We start from the raw sequence: 18821 nt of genomic DNA, 5'->3' as shown, positions 1-18821 counted from the left end.
CCGGTCCCGGTTCCGGATCGCTGGCCCCGCCCTTACCGGCGGGGCTTTTTACTTTGAGGAGAGTTTCATCATGATGCTGCACATCCCCGGCGTACTGACGCGCGACCAGGTGGCCGACATGCGCCGCCGGCTGGACCAATCGCAATGGGTGGACGGGCGCGCCACCGTGGGCGAGCAGGGCGCCAAGGTCAAGCAGAACCGCCAGCTGCCGGAAACCGCGCCGCTGGCGCTGGAGCTGGGCCAGATCATCCTGGCGGCGCTGGCGGACAACCCGCTGTTCTTCGCCGCCGCGCTGCCGCTGCGCACCATCCCGCCGCTGTTCAACCGCTACGCCGGCGGCGAGCACTACGGCGCCCACGTGGACGGCTCGATGCGCCGCATCCCCGGCAGCGGGGAGTGGGTGCGCACCGACGTCTCGAGCACGCTGTTCCTGAGCGACCCGGACGAATACGACGGCGGCGAGCTGATCGTCACCGACCAGTACGGCGAGCACGAGGTCAAGCTGCCGGCCGGCGACCTGATCCTGTACCCCTCGACCAGCATCCATCGGGTCGAGCCGGTCACGCGCGGCGCCCGCGTCTGCTCGTTCTTCTGGACGCAAAGCATGGTGCGCGACGACCTGCGCCGCGGCATGCTGCTGGAGCTGGACCAGAACATCCAGAGCCTGCGCGCGCGCGTCGGCGACAGCCCGGAAATGGTCGGCCTGACCGGCCACTACCACAACCTGCTGCGCCAGTGGAGCGAGGTCTAGAGCTGGATGTGCGCGCGCAGATCGCGGGCGCGCGCCAGCAGCGGTTCGGCCTGCGCGGTCTGGCCCTGCAGGCGATAGACCTCGCCCAGCTCCAGCAAAATCTCGGCCACGTCGGTGGCGCCATATAGCGGCGTGCTCTCGCGCAGCTTCAACGCCTGTTGCAGGGCCGCTGCCGCCTTGGCATATTGCTGCTGTCCTCTGTAAAGCCGGCCCTGCGCGTACAGGACATAGGACAGCTCATGATGGTCATCGCCCAGCACGCGCGTACGCAGCGTCCACGACTCCTGCAATAGCGCCTCAGCCTCGGCGTAGCGTTGCTGACCGATGCGGATGCTGGCCAGGTTGCACGCAAACGCGGCCTGGCTCAGCCCATCCTGCTCACCGGTTTTGCCCTTCAATGCCCGCGCGCGTTCCATGGCCTCGCTGGCCTTGTCATAGTCGCGTAGCTTGTCATAGACCACGCCAAGCGTGTTCAGGGTGGCTGCCTCGATGCGTTCGTTGCCGGGCCGGGTTTTCTGGACCGCGAGCGAGCGCTGTAACAGTCGTTCCGCCTCGGCATAGTTCTCCTTGCGCAGCATCACCCCTGCCAGATGACGCAACGTGGCTTGCAATGCCGGATCATCCATCGCCTCGTTCAACGCCAGCGCGCGGCGCGTGTAGTCGACTGCTTTGTCGAACTGTTCAGCGACGGCGTACAGGCCGCCGATGCTGTCGAGCATGGCCGCCATCTCTTTACTGCGCGCACCATAGACGGATTCCTTCAGCGCCAGCACGCGCAGGTAAAACGCCTCGGCGTCGGCGTAGCGGCCCAGGTTCTGGTAAAGATCGCCCAGCTCTTCCACATCGCGCATCAGTTCGGGCGACTTCGCGTCGTACAGCTTTTCTGTCAGGACCAGCTGGCGGCGCTGCAGCACCTCGGCTTTCTCGAACTGGTAGATGGACTGATAAAATTCGGCGACCACCGCAAGGTATTCGCGCAGGTAGGCCTCCTGGGTGGCCGGGTCGCGCTCAGCCATTTCCAACCCGCGCGTGTAGGCCCACTCGGCCCTGGTCTTGTCGCCGGCCGAGCGGTAGATGCGACCCAGGCTGGCGAAGCCGGCCGGCAAGCTCTGCGCATCGGCTTGCTGCAGCAGCTGGCGGGCACGTTCCGCCTGCTGTCCGCTCTGCTGGTACAGCAAACCCAGGCGCACCTGCGCCTTCAACACATCCGGCGCTTTTTCATACCAGACGATGGCTTGCGCCTTATCGGCGGGCACGCCCAGGCCGGCCTCATAAGCATGGCCAAGCGCAACATAGGCGTCACGCCATTGCTGCCCGGCCGCTTGCTGCAGCAGCGTCACCGCCTTGGACTTGTCGGCCGGCACGCCCCAGCCAAACAGCAGGATTTCACCGAGCTTGCCCTGCGCCGACGCCAGCCCCTGGGCGGCGGACTTGGCGTACCACACGGCCGCTTCCGCCTGATCCTGCGCGATGTTATCGCCATAAAACAGCGCTTGCGCCAGCGCGTACTGGGCATCCAGGTCGCCGTCCTCGGCCGCACGGCGATACCATTCCAGCGCCTTGACCGGATCGGCCTGGACGCCGCGCCCCTGTTCGTAGGCAAGGGCCAGGTTGAACTCGGCGTCAGGCTGGCGTTGCGCCGCCGCTTTCTCGTACCACGGGATGGCCAGCTCCGGGCGCTGACGCTGCCTGTCGTACAGATAGCCAAGCGCAGTCATGGCGCTGCGGTGTCCTTGCTCGGCGGCCTGAAGCAGATAGCGCTCGGCCATGTCCAGATCGCGCCCGACGCCGCGCCCGTACTGGTAAAAATTGCCGAGATTCTTCTGGCCGTACATATTGCCCTGCTCGGCGGCGCGGCGATACCACGACAGCGCCTCGGCATAGCTCTGCGCCACGCCCTGTCCCGTTTCATACATGAGGCCCAGTTCCACCGCCGCATCGCTGTAGCCGCGCTCGGCTGCCGCGCGGAACAGGATGGCAGCGCGCGCTTCGTCTTTTTCCAGGCCTTCGCCATATTGCGCCGCCAGCCCCAGGTTGTAGGCGGCATGGGCGTTGCCGTGCATGGCACCGCGCTGGTTCCAGAATGCCGCCTGGGTGTAATCCTTGGCCACGCCTTCGGCATGGCGGTACATCGCCCCCAGCTGGGCCATGGCGCCGTCGTGCCCCTGATCGGCAGCCTGTTGCAGCCACCGCAGCGCCTGGGCGTAGTCCTGCTTGACGCCATCCCCCCAGCGATAGCGCCATCCCAGTTCGTACTGGGCCTTGGCGTCGCCCTTGGCGCCGGCCGCGCCCAGCAGCTCCAGGCCCTTGGCGCTGTCTTTCGCCCCGCCTTCGCCATACAGCATCATCAGGCCCAGCAGCGCTTGCGATTCCGCGTTGCCCTGGTCAGCCGCCTGCTGGACCCAATGACGCGCCTGCTCCAGCGACCGCGGCATGCCCTGGCCGCTTATCGCCAGCAATGCCAAGCCATGCTGGCTGCTGGCGTTGCCGGCTGCGGCGCCTTCGCGCCAGGCCGCCGCCGCGCCGGCGTAATCCTTGTTCAGCATGGCTTTCATGCCGGCGTCCGCGTGGCGGTCGCTGCGGAAGTCGAGATTGATCTCGCGCTGCGCCTGGCGTTGCAACAGATGGTTGCGCAAGCCGTTGCCGTTGAGCCAGCGGAACGCCGCAAGCGCGCCTGGCCGGTCGCCGGCCAGCAGACGCTGCTGGCCGATGTAGAACCACGCCTCGTTCAGCGCCAGCGCCTTGCTGTCGCGCCGCATGGCCTCGGCTTGCTGCAGCAACTGTTCCGGCGTCAACAGGCCCAGCTGCATTGCCAGCACCGGCCGCGGCCAGGGGCCATCCGGCAACTCGCGCGCAAATTGCTCCAGCGCCGGCGGCAACGGCTGGCCGGCGCGCTGCAGCAGGGCGATCTGACTGGCGGCATCGGCGGCATCGATCATGCCGCCGGCGGCCAATTCGCGCGCGGCCCGATAGCGCGCCATGGTGGCCACAGCCGCCACACGGTCACCGGTGTAGAACTGCGCCCAAGCCAGCTCATGCAGTAAAGGACTGGCATCGTTTTTCAGCGGATCGGCGGCCAGCGCATCGATCGCCGCCTGCGGTTTGCCGCGCGCGAACCACAGCTCGGCCAGGCAGGCACCCATGCCTGCCTGTGCAGGGGCGCCGGTCACGCGCTTTTCCAGCCGCAGGCCAAGGGTGATGGCCTCGGCGTTCACGAATTCCTCCAGCCCATACTGGTGGTTGACGTAGTCGCAAGCGTCGGTCAAAGAAATCTCGGCGTCTTTTTTAGCCTTCAGTTGCGCGCTACGCTCCACCACCGCATAACTGTCGGACAGGCTTTCCAGGTCACGCATGGAATAGGTCTGCAGCTTGGGCTCGACAACCGACGCTTCCTCTATCCGCACATTGCCTTCCGCGTACTCCTGCAACAGCTTGGATTGCTCCTCCAGCGCCGGCAATTCGGCAGCCGGCACGCTGCGCTGCTTGAGGCGAAAATCCACCAGGTAATCCATGTCGCTGCCGCGCAGGGAGAATTCTTCGCGCGCCTGGAAGTAGGGGTTGTCCAGCATCTTGACGTGGCGCGGGTCGTTGCGCCGCACCTGCTCCGGCCAGTGCACCCGCAGGCGGTAACGGCCGCTGTAGCGGCCGCCGGCCAGCTCAAACGGGAAATTGCGCACCAGCTTGGACGGAATGCCCAGCGTACCGTCCAGTATCTGGCTATTGAACTGCACCTGATAGCGCTTGTCCTTGACGACTACCGCTTTCGGCAGCTTGTAGCGGCTGATGACTTCGACACGGTTGTCGGCGACCACGTCGCGGTATTCCGGCACGCCGTCCAGGCTCACCCCCGGATATAGCTTCTCGTACCTGGACAGCACGCTCTTCTTTTGCTCGTTGACCGACAGGCGCGTGTAATAGGTGCGCATGCCGTCGGCATAGGTACTGCGGTAGACGTCGCGCGTGACCAGGATGGCGGCGCCGCTGAAATCGGCAATGGTGATTTCTTCGTTGTGCTCAAAGGTCGGCAGGCTGTCACTGCGCTCGGGAATAGTGGACAGGCCCCGCGCGGCCGCATCCACCGGCAGCACCTGGCCTCCGGGGAAGGCGATCGGCATGGCGGCCAGCGGTTCCGGCTGGTTGATGCGGGTCGGGTCCACAAAGTAATCTCGGCCATCAATGCTGATTTGCACGATCACGTGGTTGAACCAACTGGGCGAGGGCAGCAGCTTGGCCGCCAGCCTGGGCGCAGTGGCCGACAACAGCACCGGTTGTGCTTGTACACCGAGTTCACGCAGCAAGCTTACCAGCAAGTAGCTCTTGTCCTTGCAGTCACCGTAGCGCCGCTGCAGCACCACGTCCGGCGCTTGGGGGCGATGTGAATTCTCCCCGATCGAGACGCTGAAATAGCGGATCTCATTCTGCACCCAGTGCAGCGCGGCGGCGGCACGCGCCTGCGGATCGGCCTCGGCGGCAAACTGCTGCGCCAGGGTTTTGAGGGCCGGGCTGGCAGGCAGCTTGGGGAACAGACCGTTCGCCCACTGCGCCACCTCACTCCAGTCACGGTATTCAGTGACCTGCAGCACGCGCGCCGGCAGGTAATCGGACGGCACCGATGGTTCGCCCTCCACCGCATCCAGCGCGCGGCCTTCAAAGCGCATGCGTGTCATCTCGCCGAGCTGCTCAATTTGCGGCTCAATCCTGGCGCTGTGAAAATCGCCCAGCTGACGCCATTGCAGCGGGCGGTTGCGCGGATGCGTAATGGTGACCCGGCGCAACTCCACCGGCATGCCGGCGTCCCAGTTGTAGTCGCTGGCCCACTGTTTGCCAAACACCGGATTTTCACCCTCGACGGTGTAACTGATCCACAACGTATCGCCAATGCGCACATCGTCCAACAGCAATTGCAGGGTCGTGGCCCCGCCCAGCATCCCGCTTTCGATGCTGGTCTCGCGCTGCAATGGGCGGATCTGGACGCTGGCGGTGCGGTCAATGCGCTGCGCACCGCGCAAAATCATGACCCGGTGCAGCACCAGCTTCTGGTACTGCGCAAAATAGCTGAGCGCATACTGGCCGATGGCGCCCAATTCGCTCGAATCGTTGACCTGGATGGCGCGGTTGTACAACGTGGCGGAGCTGGCCCCGACCAGTGACTGTGTTTCGTTGAGGCGAATCACCACCGGATCGGTACGCTCGCTGGGCGGGATTTCCGCCAGCGGCGCCGCCCATTTGGGCAGAACCGCGTTGCGGCTAAAGCCGGCCGCTTCCGTGGCAAGTTTGGCGGCAGGTGCGGCGATAACAATGACGGGTATCAAGGCCGCGAGGGCAACTGGAGTGGAGCGCATGGATGGAAATTAATTTTTTTCTAACAGGTTAGTGTAGCCACGGAATTTCCAGTGGTCAACTACTCATCACTGTTGCAACGGCGCACAACTACGTTTGTAAAATGTTACAGAACGGCGTTTTCAGGGTCGGCAGCGGGTAACATGCTTTTCCATAAGCCAATGTTTCTCAAGCCAGATTGTGAATTCCTCCGACCGCCTCCGCAGCTTGCTGCTCCTGTTGTTTGTCCAGTCTTGCCCCGCCCAGGCGTCCGAGGTGTCCGGGCAGGACGAGCTCGCCGCCATGCCGCTGGAAAGCCTGATGGACGTCACCATGGTGACCTCGGCCTCGCGCTTCGCCCAGCGCGTCAGCGACGCGCCGTCGGCGGTGGCGGTGCTGACCTCGCAGGACGTGCGCGAGCATGGCTGGCGCACCCTGGGCGACGCGCTGGCCACGCTGCCGGGCCTGTACGTGTCGAGCGACCGCAATTACGACTACCTGGGCGCGCGCGGCTTCCTGCGGCCGGGCGACTACGACAGCCGCTTCCTGCTGCTGATCGACGGCGTGCGCGTCAACGACAGCGTGTACGACCAGGCCTCCATCGGCAGCGACAGCCTGGTCGACATGGACCTGGTGGAGCGCATCGAGTACGTGCCGGGGCCGGGCGCGGCGGTGTACGGCTCGAACGCGCTGTTCGGCGTGATCAACGTGATCACCAAGGCCGGCAGCGCCATGAGCGGGCCGCAGGGCGGGTTCGCGGTCGGCGGCAAGGGCGAGCGGCGCGGCCGCGCCAGCTACGGCTACCACGCGCAGGATGGCACCGACGTGCTGTTGTCCGTCAACGCCACGCGGCGCCGCGGCGACGCCCTGTACGCGGCGGAATTCGATACGCCCGAGCAGAACCACGGCCTGGCCGAGGGCCTCGACTACCAGCGCACGCACGGCGCGTTCCTCAAGGCCAGCCGTGGCGGCTGGGCCTTCAGCAGCGGCTACATCAACCGCGTGAAAGGCATCCCGACCGCGTCCTTCGGCGCCGTCTTCAACGCGCCCAACTACACGCGCGACACCCAGAGCTTCGCCAGCCTGTCCTACAGCGTGGCGGCCAGCGAGCAGGTGGCGCTGTCGAGCCGGGCCGAATGGGGCCGCGCCGATTACACCGGGGTCGGCTGGTATCCCGACCAGCAGGAGCGGCCGCGCCAGAACGTCGACGGCGACCACGCGGCGTGGTACGCGCTCAACCTCAACGCCACCCTGACCGGCCTGCGCGGCCACAAGCTGGCGATCGGCCTCGACGCCCAGCGCAACCGCCGCCGCGACCAGTTCAACTTCGACCTCGACCCGCGCGAGCAGAAGTTGGACGACCACCGCGCCGACCATCGCGTCGGCGCCTACCTAGAGGACGAGATCCGCCTGACCGGCGCGCTCATCCTCAACGCCGGCCTGCGCTACGACCACGACAGCATCACCGGCAAGCGCTTCAGCCCGCGCGCGGCGCTGGTGTGGCAGGGCAGCGCCTTCGACACCGTCAAGCTGATCTACGGCACCGCCTACCGCTCGCCCAACGCCTACGAGCTGTACTACGCGGTCGGCGAGGGCGAGGGCGGGCTGGCCGCCAACCCGCGCCTGCGCGCGGAGGAGATCTCCACCCACGAGCTGGTGTGGGAGCGCCAGCCGGACGCCTACAGCAAGGTGTCGGTGGCGGCCTACCACTACCGCCTGTCCGGCCTGATCACCGAGATCGTGCGCGACGACGGCCTGCTGATGTTCGACAACACCGAGCGCGCCTCCGCCAACGGCATCGAGCTGGCCGCCGAGCGCCTGTTCGCGGGCGGCACCCGGCTGCGCGCCAGCTACGCCTGGCAGCGCGCGCGCGACGGCGACGGCGCGCGCCTGGTCAATTCGCCGCGCCACCTGGCCAAGCTCAACGTCACCGTGCCGCTGCCGGGCGAGGCCCTGCGGCTGGGCATGGAGGGCCAGTGCGTGTCGCGCCGCCTGACCGAGCAGGCCACCACCGCCGGCTATTGCAACTGGAACCTGACCCTGCTGCCGGCGCGCCGCCGCACGGCCGGGCTGGACTGGTCGCTCAGCTTCTACAACGCCGGCAACCACCGCTACGCCGATCCGGCCGGCCCGGCCTTCGTGCAGCAGGCGATCCCGCGCGAAGGGCGCACCGCGGTCGCCAAGATCGGCTATGCGTTCTGATTTGACGCCCCGCCGGCCATGGCCGCGGCGCGGCCTGGCGCTGGCCTTGCTGGCGCTGGCCCGCTGCGCCTGCGCCCAGTCGGACGACGCCGCGCTCAAGGCCGCCTATGTGTACAACATCGCGCAGTTCACCAGCTGGCCGGCTTCGGCCGGGCCGGCCACGCGGCCGCTCACCGTGTGCGTCAGCGGCGGCCACGCGCTCGGGCAAAGCCTGCGCAAGCTGCACGGCAAGCCGGTGGGCGAGCGGCGCCTCGCCGTGCTCGAGGCCGGCCCGGGCGCGCAATGCGACGTGGCCGTGCTGCGCGGCGGCGGCCCGCGTCCGCCCGAGCTGGGCAGCGGCGTCCTGGCCATCGTCGACGAACCCAAGAACGGCTACGCCGGCGCGGTGGCCCTGATCGAGGAGGATCAGCACTTGCGCTTCGACATAGATACGGTGGAGGCGGCCCGCGCCGGCCTGCACTTCAGCTCGCGCCTGCTGCGGCTGGCAAGGAACGTCCGATGAAACGCACGCCCGACCCGACGCCGGCGCCGATCGCCAGCACGCTCGGCACCAGCCAGATGATCGCGGCCGTGGCCGCGCTGGTGATCACCTGCGTGGTGCTGATCGCCTACCAGCTGCTCGACATGCGCCACGGGCTGACCGAGGGCGCGCGCGTGCAGGCCGCCATCGTGGCCGACAGCGTGACCGCGCCGCTGATGTTTGGCGACCAGGAGGCCGCGCGCGACGTGCTGCGCGCCTTCCGCTACGCGCCCGGCCTGCGCGCGATCGGCATCTACGACAAGGACGGCAGGCTGTTCGCCGAGTTCGCCTATCCGGACAGCCATCTGCCGGCGCGCCAGCCGGCCGCCGGCGCCAGCCCGGACGGCGTGGTGACCGTGACCGAGACGGTGCGCCTGCGCAACAACGTGCTGGGTCAGATCGTGCTGCAGACCAGCACCGGCCGGGTGCGCGCCGCCATGCTGCGCTACCTCGGCCTGCTGGCGGTGGCCTCGCTGCTGGCGATGCTGGCGGTGGCCGTGCTGAGCCGCAAGACGCGCGCGCGCGTGGCGGCCGCCGAGCGCAAGCTCGACTACATGGCGCACACCGACCACGTGACCCAGCTGCCCAACCGCCATTCCACCTACGCGCGGCTGGCGGTCGATCTGGAGCGCGCGCGGGCGCGGGGCCAGCAACTGGCGCTGCTGCTGGTCGACCTCGACAACTTCAAGGTGGTCAACGACACCGCCGGCCACGCGGCCGGCGACGAATTGCTCAAGCAGGTGGCCACCGCCCTGCTGGGCGCGGTGCGCGCGACCGACCTGGTGGGGCGCATCGGCGGCGACGAGTTCGCCATCGTCGCGTGGCCGGTGGCCGACCGCGCCACCGCGCTGGCGGTGGCGGACCAGGTCACGCGGGCGCTGCGGCGGCCGTTCCAGCTGGAGTCGGGCGAGTTCTTCGCCACCGCCAGCGTCGGCCTGTGCCTGTATCCGAACGACGCCGCCAGCATGAGCGAACTGGTGAGCAGCGCCGACACCGCGCTGTACCACGCCAAGCACGGCGGCCGCAACCGCCTGGCCGAGTTCGTGCCGGCCATGACCGCCGCCACCCAGCGCCGCGCCGCGCTCGAGCGCGAGCTGCGCCACGCCATCGAGCAGCGGCAGCTGGCGCTGCACTACCAGCCGCAGTTCGAGTGCGCCGGCGGCGCGCTGGCCGGGGTCGAGGCGCTGCTGCGCTGGCGCCATCCCGAGCACGGGCTGGTGTCGCCGGCCGAGTTCATCCCGATCGCCGAGGACAGCGGCCTGATCGTGCAACTGGGCAGCTGGGTGCTGCACCGCGCCTGCCAGGACGTGATGGCGTGGGACCGCGCCGGCGCGCCGGCGCTGACGCTGGCCGTGAACATGTCGGCGCGCCAGCTGCGCGAGCCGGGCTTCATCGACGACGTGATGCGCGCGCTGGCGCTGAGCGGGCTGCCGCCCGAGCGGCTGGAGCTGGAGCTGACCGAAAGCGTGCTGATGGAGGACGTCGCCGGCGCGGTGGCCTTCATGCAGGCCGCGCGGGCGCTCGGCGTGCGCCTGTCGATCGACGATTTCGGCACCGGCTACTCGTCGCTGGCCTACCTGCAAAGCTTCCCGATCAACCAGCTCAAGGTGGACCGCAGCTTCGTGCAGCTGCTGCCGCAGCGCGGCGAGACGGTGATCCACGCCATCCTGGCGCTGGCGCACGGCTTCGGCCTGTCGGTGGTGGCGGAGGGCGTGGAAGACCAGGCCCAGCTGGACTGGTTGCGCGCGGCCGGCTGCGAGATGGTGCAGGGCTTCCTGCTCGGCAAGCCGATGCCGCCGCAGGACTTCGCCGCGCGCTACCTGGCGCTGGCGCCGGCCGGCTGAGGAAATTCCCGCCCGCACGGCGGAGTTGGCTATACTCGCCGCCATGACGACCCTCCCAGCCCCTTCCGCCCGCCTGCGCGGCCGCCAAACCCTGACACTGGCGCTGCTGGTGGTGTGCGGCGTGATCAACTACCTCGACCGCGCCACGCTGGCCGTGGCCAATGAATTCATCCGCGCCGACCTCGGACTCTCGCTGGGCCAGATGGGCCTGCTGCTATCGGCGTTCTCGTGGAGCTACGCGCTGTGCCAGTTGCCGGTCGGCGCGCTGGTCGACAAGATCGGCCCGCGCTGGCTGCTGGGCGCCGGGCTGCTGCTGTGGTCGGTGGCGCAGGCGGCCGGCGGGCTGGCCGCCACCTTCGGCTATTTCGTGCTGGCCCGCATCGCGCTGGGCATCGGCGAGGCGCCGCACTTCCCGGCGGCGGCGCGCGCCGTGAGCAACTGGTTCCCGCCGCGCGCGCGCGGCACGCCGACCGGCATCTTCAACTCGGCCTCGCCGCTGGGCATGGCGCTGGCGCCGCTGTGCCTGCCGCCACTGATCCAGGCCACCAGCTGGCACTGGGCGTTCTTCGTCACCGGCGCGCTGGGCATCGTCGCCGCCGTCGCATGGGTGGGCCTGTACCGCGACCCGGTGCGTGCGCGGATGAGCGCCGGCGAGCGCGCCTACCTGGAGGTGGCCGGGGCCGGCGCGGCCGCGCCCAAGGCCAGCTTCGCCGCCTGGTGCGCGCTGTTCCGGCACCGCACCACCTGGGGCATGATGCTGGGCTTCTTCGGCTCGGTGTACCTGAACTGGGTCTACCTGACCTGGCTGCCCGGCTACCTGCGCGCCGAGCGCCACATGGACCTGGCCTACGCCGGCATCGCGGCGGCGATTCCCTTCCTGTGCGGCTTCGCCGGCGCGCTGGTGGCGGGCTGGGCGTCCGACCGGGTGGTCAGGCACGCCGCCTCGCCGATCGCCGGCCGCCGCAACGCGGTGGTGGCCACCATGCTGGGCATGGTGGCGTTCACCATCCCGGCGGCGCTGGTGGAGAGCAATGTGCTGGCGGTGGCCTGCATCGCCATGGTGATCTTCCTGGCCAACGCCTCGTCCGCCTGCGCCTGGTCGCTGGCGACGGTGGCGGCGCCGCCCAGCCGCATCGCCTCGCTGGGCGCGATCCAGAACTTCGGCGGCTTCCTCGGCGGCGCGCTGGCGCCGGTGCTGACCGGCTACATCGCGCAGGGCTGGTCCTTCGTGCCGGCGCTGCTGACCGGCGCCGCCATCGCCTTTGGCGGGGCGATGGCGTACCACTTCCTGGTGTCAGCGCCGATCCCGGAGCACGGCTAGTTGCAGACGTCGCCGGTGACGGTCGGGATGACCGAGCCGGTGACGCTGATGCCCACCGTGGCGGTGCCGCCCGGCGCGATGACGGTGTTCCAGCTCTGGTTGGCGGTGGCCGTGTACTCCGGCGCCGAGCCGCTCAACGCCGCATTCCAAGCGCTGCCCACCACCGAATTGTCGCTGTAGCGCCAATGCACGCTCCAGCCATTGACCGCGCTCTTGCGGTTGTTGGTGATGCGGATCTCGGCGGTATACCCGCCCTGCCACGACTTGGTGACCACATAGTCGCACTTGTTGGCCAAGGCCGCGCCGCCGCCTGCCGCCGTCACCGCCACGTCGCCGTCGTCGGCCGGCTGGCCGTAGACCACGCCGCGCCCCACCGTGCTCATGTACACCCGGCCAAACACATTGCTGTCGCCGGTGATGAGGCGGGCGTTGCCGATGCCGCCGTACTGGTGGTCGTCGTCATTCACGCGCACCCAGGTGTTGCCGCGGTCGATCGAGCGCAGCACGCCGCGCACGCCGCCCACGGTGCCGGCGATGTACACGGTGGGATAGTCGCCGCCCCACGGCGCCACACCCAGCCCGACCGCGTCGCAGGCGTTGACGGCCTGGATCCTGGTGAAGCTCTGCGCGGTGTCGGTGGTGTGCAGCAACCCGCCGTCGCCCTGGCAGACCCACAGGTCGCCCTCGGCGCCCGGGGTGGCGGCGATGCGCTTCTCGCCGCCGACTTTCAGCGCGGCGTTGGTGGGCCAGAAGGTCCAGCCGGTGTCGTAGCTGACCAGCATGCGGCCGGCGACGTTGTCGTAGACGTAGAACTTCTTCGGATTGACCGGGTCGCCCACCGGCATGGCGTTGCTGAGCTTGACGCTGTCCACCAGGGTCCAGCTGTTGCCGTAATCGGAGGAGCGGTAGGTGTGCGTGCTGTCATTCTTGTCCGAGGGGCTGTGCAGCAGCACCGCGCCGTCGGCCGACAGCGCCAGCGTGCCATGGGTGGCCTTGGGCGGCTTCGATTGGGTCCAGCTCGCGCCCTTGTCGGTGGAATAGTACAGGTCATTGCCGACCCGCACCATCAGCCGCGCGTCCGGCGTGCTGACCAGGCTGGTCGTGGTGCCCATCGACGGGTTGTGGCGCCAGCCGTACTTGCTCAGGTCCCATTGCAGGAAGCCGTCGAAATCGCCGATGGCCGTCACGGTCGGGCCCCAGTTCGGCAGGCTGAGCACCTGGTAGGGCACCGTCTCCTCCATGCCCTTGACGTCGAACCGCCAGGTGGTGGGCGCGGCGTCGAGGTCGGTCGTGCGGTAGACGCCGTTGCCGGAGATCAGCCAGGCGCTCTTGGTGTCAAACGGATCGAACTGCACGTCGCCGGCCCAGTGGATGGCGACGTTCTTGCTCCAATCCATGTCGTTGGTGTCGACCGCGAAACCGCGCTGCACCACGTCCACCCAGCTGCGGCCGGCGTCGCGCGTGGTGAACACGTGGTCGCCCCAGCTATCGTTCTGCGCCATCCAGGCGCCGCTGGTGGATGCCACCAGATGCTTGGGGTTGCTCGGGTCCATGCTGATGCCGCCGAACGGGCCGCCGACGCCGGCCGGCGTGACATTGGTCCAGCGGTAGTTGACGATGTCGTACTCCCAGATCTGGCCTTTATCCAGCATTTCGTACAGATCCTTGTTGGGGGAGGGGCCGGCGCCGTTGGCGTAGGTGATGTACAACTTGTTGTCCGGCGAGATGACCGCGCGCTGCGGCATCAGGTCGGCCGGGCCGCCCTTGATTTCCCAGAAGCTGGCGCCGCCATCGCCGCTGTAATACAGGTTGGCGCCGACCGACGGCCAGCGCGACACGCCCACCACCAGCCGCTTGGCGGCGCCGTTGTTAGCGCTAGCAGGATCGAGCAGCACAAAACTGATGCCGTTGCCATTGGCGGTGGTGGTCACCGGCAGCGCGGCCAGCCGGTTCCAGCTGGCGCCGCCATCGGTGCTCTTGAACAGGCCGTCCTGCTGGGTGCCGGCGTACAGCACCTGGCTGTCGCCCGGATCGACCTGCAGCCGTTCGCCATTCTGGCGCCCGCCGGCATTGCCGTGCACCTTGAATTGCGCGCTGACATCGACCAGGCTGAAGGTCTGGCCATAGTCGATCGAGCGCAGGATGGCGCTGTTGCCGTTGTTGAAGTAACTGGTGCCGGCCATCACATACAGGTTGGCGGCGTTTTTGGGATCGACCGCGATCGACAGCACGCCCAGCAAGCCGACACGGCTGTCCGACAGCCAGTCCAGCAAGGGCACCCAGCGTTCATTGTGGGCATCCCAGCGGTAGGCGCCGCCGACGTCGGTGCGGGCGTAGAACACGCCACGCTCGGATTTGGCGGGCACCACGCCGGTCACAAAACCGCCGCCGCCCATGGCGATCGCGTCCCACTTATAGGTTTCGGCCTGGGCCACAGGCGCCAGCAACAGCGCTGCCGACAGCAGCGCGCAGATTGGTTTCAACGTCACGAAATTTCCCCCTTTGATATGCTGAGTTGTCTTCCGCGGCGGGACGCGCCCGCCGCAGGAACGCCGAGGCCGGCGTCGAGCAATGGTATGAATTACTGATGGGGACGGACACTGCGGGATTCTGAAAACGCTGTAGGGTTTTCCTGAGTTGGGGTGGGGTGGCAGGACGCCGCCACGGCGTGCACCATGCCATAGCGCAGCATGGCGGTATTGCTCTGGAAGCCCATCTTCTGCATCAGGCTGGCCTTGTGCGCGCTGACCGTGCGGCTGGCGATCGACAACTCCGCGGCGATCTGGTTCACCGTCTTGCCGAGGACCAGCAGCCGGAACACGCTTTGCTCGCGCGCCGACAGTTGTTGGTGGCAATCCAGGTATTGCCCGTACGCGAGCTCGGCGGCCACGGCGGGGGCGAGATAGCGGCCGCCGCCGGCCACCTCGCGCACCGCCAGCAGCAAGGCCTCCGGCTCGCTATCCTTGGTGAGGTAGCCGTTGGCGCCGGCCTTCAGCGCGCGCTGCGCCAGCAGCGCCTCGTTGTGCATGCTTAACACCAGAATGGGCAGGGTCGGGGCCTCGGCGCGGACGCGCTGGATCAATTCGATCCCGCTCAGGCCGGGCATCGACATATCCAGCAGCACCAGGTCGCAGGACGTGCGGCGCAGATGATCGAGCAACTGCTCGGCGTGGCTGGCCTCGGCCACGACCGTCAGGTCATCGGTCTGGCCAAACAATAACAGCGTGGCGCTGCGGACGATGGCGTGATCATCGGCGATGAGAATGCGGATCATGAAGGTATCGGCAACCGGGAGGGACAATCCCGCCAGCGTAGTGCGGTATGCGCGTTCCGCGGTAGCACCGGTGACAGCAATGCTAGCAAAATGCGTTTTGTCTTATAAATTCAAGCCCGGGTGTTAGTCAGCGTTTGCCATGCGGCGCGAGATGCATATATACTTCGTATACGTTTCGTATATTGGAGTGAGGTATGGGGATTGTGAACATCGACGAGGAACTGCACGACCAGATCCGCAAGGCCAGCGCCGTGGGCTGCCGCTCGATCAACGCGCAGGCGGCGTTCTGGATCAAGATCGGCATGCTGTGCGAGATGAATCCGACGCAGAGTTTCAATGAGATCGTCGGCCGCGAACTGCGCGCGGCCGGGGTGGACGCGCAAGCGCTCAGGGCGGTCTCGATATGACCAAGCGGCCGGAGGAAATCGCCTTGATGGCCAAGTCGGGCAGGCTGCTGGCTAGTGTGTTCGGCTATCTGGACAAGCTCGAGCTGATCGGCATGTCGACCATGGAAGTGAATGACCGGGTCGATGCCCTCATCGTGAACGAGCTCAAGGCGCGTCCGGCCAGCAAAGGGCAGTACGGCTACGCCTACGCCCTGAATGCCTCGCGCAACAGCGTGGTGTGCCACGGCGTGCCCTCCGCCTCGGACATCCTGCAAGATGGCGATATCGTCAACTTCGACATCACGCTGGAGAAGAATGGCTACATTGCCGATTCCAGCAAGACTTATCTGGTGGGCGCGGTGTCGCAGCCGGCGCAGCGGCTGGTGCAGACGACCTATGAGGCGATGTGGCAAGGCATCGGCGCCGTGCGCCCGGGCGCGCAGCTGGGCGATATCGGCTACGCCATCGAGCGCCACGCGCGCCGCAACGGCTACTCGGTGGTGCGCGAGTATTGCGGCCACGGCATCGGCCGCGAAATGCACGAAGCGCCGCAGGTGCTGCACTGGGGCCGCCCGAAAACCGGGCTGATCCTGCGCGAAGGCATGGTCTTCACCATCGAACCCATGCTCAACGCCGGCCGCCCTCATGTTCACACCGAAGACGACGGCTGGACCGTGGTCACCAGCGACGGCCAGCTGTCGGCCCAGTTCGAACACACCGTGGCCGTGACCCGCACCGGCGTGCGAGTGCTGACGCTGCGGTCCGAAGAAACTGTGAACAAACAATAATGCTGCTCATCTTTTCCCATTTCAATTGCGTCACATTTGACGCCACCCAAATCAAAGTCGCAAAGCAAAAGTAACAATGCCGGGTGTATTCCTCAAATTATTTGGAGGCACCATGGCAACGGACGCATACCTGCGAATCGACGGCATCAAGGGCGAATCTGCCGACTCGGATCATCAGGGCTGGATCGAGATATCCAGCGCCCATTTCGGGGTCGTTCAACCTCGCAGTGCTACGGCTTCGACGGGTGGAGGCCACACAGCCGAGCGCTGCGAGCATCGCACAATTTCGCTGACAAAGCTGGCTGACATGGCCTCGCCGATCCTAATGCAGACCTGCTCGGTGGGTAGAACTATTCCGAAGGCGAAGCTGGAGTTCTTGCGGGCCGATGGCGATGGGCAACGCGTGAAATACTACGAGGTCGAGCTGGAAAACGTGATCATCTCCAACATGGATCAGGTACTGAGCGACGGCAACATCCTTCACGACGAAATTGGGCTTAGCTACTCCAGGGTGAAGTGGAAATACACCCAGCAGAAGATTGCTGGCGGCGCCGGCGGCAACACCGCTGGGGGCTGGTGCCTGGCCAGTAACAAGTGCGTTTAAGGAGGAACCGCCATGTCGACCGGCGTTCCCATCCAACCGAAGGAGTCACGCGGCTACTATATGCTGCCCCAGGCACCCGAAGATGCGGGCTACTACGTCTACGGCACCCTTCACAATGTGCCGGGTACTGGCCAGTTGGCGCAGTATGCACACCCCAATTTGCTTACTGTGATTTTCCAGATTGAGCGTCAATGGCGAGCCATATGCGACCGGAAGTTCGGGATCGGAAACATCAGTATCGACGGTGGCCTCGCTTACGACAACCACAAATCTCACCAGAAGGGCATCGAGATGGATTGCCGGCCAGTTCGCAAGGACTACATGACCGGGCAAGCCGCGCGCTGCAGCTACAGGGACAAGGAATACGACCTTGAGGCCACTCTCAAGCTGATCTGCCTGTTTGTCGAGCACCCGAAGATCAAGATCGTTTACTTCAACGACGAGCGAGTGCAAAAGACGCTGGGCGGTGGACGCGTCAAGTCCCTCGCGGGCCACAATAACCATTTTCACGCAGAGCTTTGGTCGAGGTACTCATCGTGAACACGCGTCTGGTGTTCATCATTGCGACCCTAGTCCTGTACGCGCTGACCCGCGCTGCCGACAGGCCTGAGACGCAAGGCGTTGGCCAGCAGCCGCTGAAGGGCAGCTATCTGATATATGGCGGCGAACTTGGAGACATAGTGCCTCCGACAAAGACGGACCGGAAGGTGGCATTCACGTTCAAGGGCCCACTCGCCAAGGATTTGTTCGAACAGATTGGGCCAGACAACAAAAATACTTGCGGTGCCGCCCCTGATCACAGGATACGGGACCGAGGCGATCTCTCCTGCGTCTGGGACAAGCGTGATGGATATATTTGCTATTTCGGCTTGGATGTACCGACAGGTAAAAGTACCAACGGTGCAATTTGCTGACTAAGGATAGGCATGCAAGATGTTCTCTGTACACGACGATTAGCTGTTCGCCCATGAAAAACGCAATCCGATGAGGTCCCCAAACCAGAGGATAAAATTCTCGATTGGTACGTCTGTCGCGATGAGCAGAGCAAATAAAGTTGGTCTATTGGTGTCTGATAACTCGTTGGTTTTTACTGGCAGCACGTTGGTTGCAAAGTTGGGCGGAAGACGCCGCTCAGATCGCCTCAGTGTGAGGTTGGAAATAACGTTGGTCGGTGATTAACAAGTTATCATGCAACTGCGGCTAACGGATTTACGGGGGGGCTTAAGGTCGCCTGGCGAATAGGCTGCCATCTGGTGTCGATGCCGGCCAGTCGGGCAGCCCGCGTCCTACAGCGGTTTCCCAAGACTCGCGCTTGTTGAATAACCGATCAGAGATCAGGACGTCCAGTTGATCCGTCAGGGGCTTCAGAGGAAACCATCGTTCACGCTCCGCGTCCATCTCGCTGATGGATAAAGTCTCAATCGGGGCGCCACTGGCCAGACGGGCCGCACGCCAAAACCCGCTTGCTGAGAAGACCTCCTTGATCGTGGTGATGGGCAGCCGATAAGTCGTCGCGAGGTATGCCATCACCGCAAGACCAAAGCCTTGGCGCCGGTTAGCATCCTGGATAGTAATATTGAATATGTAGAGCTTCTTCAACATACGAGCGACTTTCAGTTGAACTCAGCGTCGGTATTGGAGAGGGCATTGATCCGCATCCCCCACGGTTCACTGCCTCGGCGGTGTCACGCCGGGCCGAGAGGCTCAAGCGACGATTACTGGCTATATATTTTTAAGTAAATTTTACCAATGGCTTTGGAGAACCTAGGTGGAACCGGCTAAAATGCTTGGACGCAACGGGTAGGAAGAAGA

The 18821-nt window shown here is 66.0% G+C and carries 14 protein-coding genes; 10 read left to right on the top strand and 4 right to left on the bottom strand.

From position 1 onward, the window contains the following. Positions 1-70 precede the first annotated feature (70 nt). Positions 71-751, top strand: coding sequence for a Fe2+-dependent dioxygenase (locus FHW83_RS13355; protein ID WP_176646835.1), 681 nt, complete (start codon positions 71-73; stop codon positions 749-751). Here the strand turns inward: FHW83_RS13355 and FHW83_RS13350 are convergent. Beyond that, a complete protein-coding gene (locus FHW83_RS13350; RefSeq protein ID WP_176646834.1) occupies positions 748-6093 on the bottom strand; it encodes a tetratricopeptide repeat protein in 5346 nt (1781 codons plus the stop codon). The two genes, FHW83_RS13355 and FHW83_RS13350, sit on opposite strands and share 4 nt — an antisense overlap. A 217-nt stretch (positions 6094-6310) precedes the next feature. Between FHW83_RS13350 and FHW83_RS13345 the strand changes: the two genes are divergently transcribed. The 4 genes from FHW83_RS13345 to FHW83_RS13330 are packed head-to-tail and all read left to right on the top strand — an operon-like array spanning position 6311 to position 11957. Then, complete coding sequence (locus FHW83_RS13345; RefSeq protein WP_304506225.1) at positions 6311-8272, top strand: TonB-dependent siderophore receptor; 1962 nt, start codon at positions 6311-6313, stop codon at positions 8270-8272. Continuing rightward, the gene (locus FHW83_RS13340) at positions 8262-8774 is read left to right on the top strand and encodes a YfiR family protein (protein ID WP_176646833.1); all 513 of its coding nucleotides are present in this window, start codon (positions 8262-8264) and stop codon (positions 8772-8774) included. The genes FHW83_RS13345 and FHW83_RS13340 overlap by 11 nt, the downstream gene beginning before the upstream one ends. Then, on the top strand, positions 8771-10636 hold the full coding sequence (locus FHW83_RS13335) for a bifunctional diguanylate cyclase/phosphodiesterase (protein WP_176646832.1): 1866 nt from the start codon (positions 8771-8773) through the stop codon (positions 10634-10636). The genes FHW83_RS13340 and FHW83_RS13335 overlap by 4 nt, the downstream gene beginning before the upstream one ends. A 43-nt stretch (positions 10637-10679) precedes the next feature. Further along, positions 10680-11957, top strand: coding sequence for an MFS transporter (locus FHW83_RS13330; protein WP_176646831.1), 1278 nt, complete (start codon positions 10680-10682; stop codon positions 11955-11957). Here FHW83_RS13330 and FHW83_RS13325 read toward each other — a convergent pair. Beyond that, positions 11954-14446 (bottom strand): cellulose binding domain-containing protein, encoded by a 2493-nt coding sequence (locus tag FHW83_RS13325; protein WP_176646830.1) that lies wholly within the window; start codon positions 14444-14446, stop codon positions 11954-11956. The genes FHW83_RS13330 and FHW83_RS13325 overlap by 4 nt on opposite strands. Before the next feature lie 92 nt (positions 14447-14538). Further along, complete coding sequence (locus FHW83_RS13320; RefSeq protein ID WP_176646829.1) at positions 14539-15231, bottom strand: response regulator transcription factor; 693 nt, start codon at positions 15229-15231, stop codon at positions 14539-14541. Between the two features lie 194 nt (positions 15232-15425). Here FHW83_RS13320 and FHW83_RS13315 point away from each other — a divergent pair, with 194 nt between their 5' ends. The 5 genes from FHW83_RS13315 (at position 15426) to FHW83_RS13295 (ending at position 17923) form a co-directional block, all read left to right on the top strand. Then, positions 15426-15638: a ParD-like family protein gene (locus FHW83_RS13315; protein WP_176646828.1), complete on the top strand. Its 213-nt coding sequence runs from the start codon at positions 15426-15428 to the stop codon at positions 15636-15638. Continuing rightward, positions 15635-16405 (top strand): type I methionyl aminopeptidase, encoded by a 771-nt coding sequence (gene map, locus FHW83_RS13310; protein WP_176646827.1) that lies wholly within the window; start codon positions 15635-15637, stop codon positions 16403-16405. Before FHW83_RS13315 ends, map begins: the two co-directional genes overlap by 4 nt. Before the next feature lie 112 nt (positions 16406-16517). Then, positions 16518-17009 (top strand): type VI secretion system tube protein Hcp, encoded by a 492-nt coding sequence (locus tag FHW83_RS13305; RefSeq protein WP_176646826.1) that lies wholly within the window; start codon positions 16518-16520, stop codon positions 17007-17009. A gap of 12 nt (positions 17010-17021) precedes the next feature. Then, positions 17022-17549: a penicillin-insensitive murein endopeptidase gene (locus tag FHW83_RS13300; RefSeq protein WP_176646825.1), complete on the top strand. Its 528-nt coding sequence runs from the start codon at positions 17022-17024 to the stop codon at positions 17547-17549. Then, entirely contained in the window at positions 17546-17923 is a 378-nt protein-coding gene (locus FHW83_RS13295) for a hypothetical protein (RefSeq protein WP_176646824.1), read from the top strand. Before FHW83_RS13300 ends, FHW83_RS13295 begins: the two co-directional genes overlap by 4 nt. Positions 17924-18230: 307 nt before the next feature. Here the strand turns inward: FHW83_RS13295 and FHW83_RS13290 are convergent, their stop codons facing one another. Further along, positions 18231-18611, bottom strand: coding sequence for a hypothetical protein (locus FHW83_RS13290; RefSeq protein ID WP_176646823.1), 381 nt, complete (start codon positions 18609-18611; stop codon positions 18231-18233). Positions 18612-18821 lie beyond the last annotated feature (210 nt).

The organism is Duganella sp. SG902 (genome assembly GCF_013376005.1).
Lineage (GTDB): Bacteria > Pseudomonadota > Gammaproteobacteria > Burkholderiales > Burkholderiaceae_D > Rugamonas.
The sequence above is the reverse complement of the archived record's forward strand: the minus strand, read 5'-3'. Positions and strand labels throughout refer to the sequence as shown.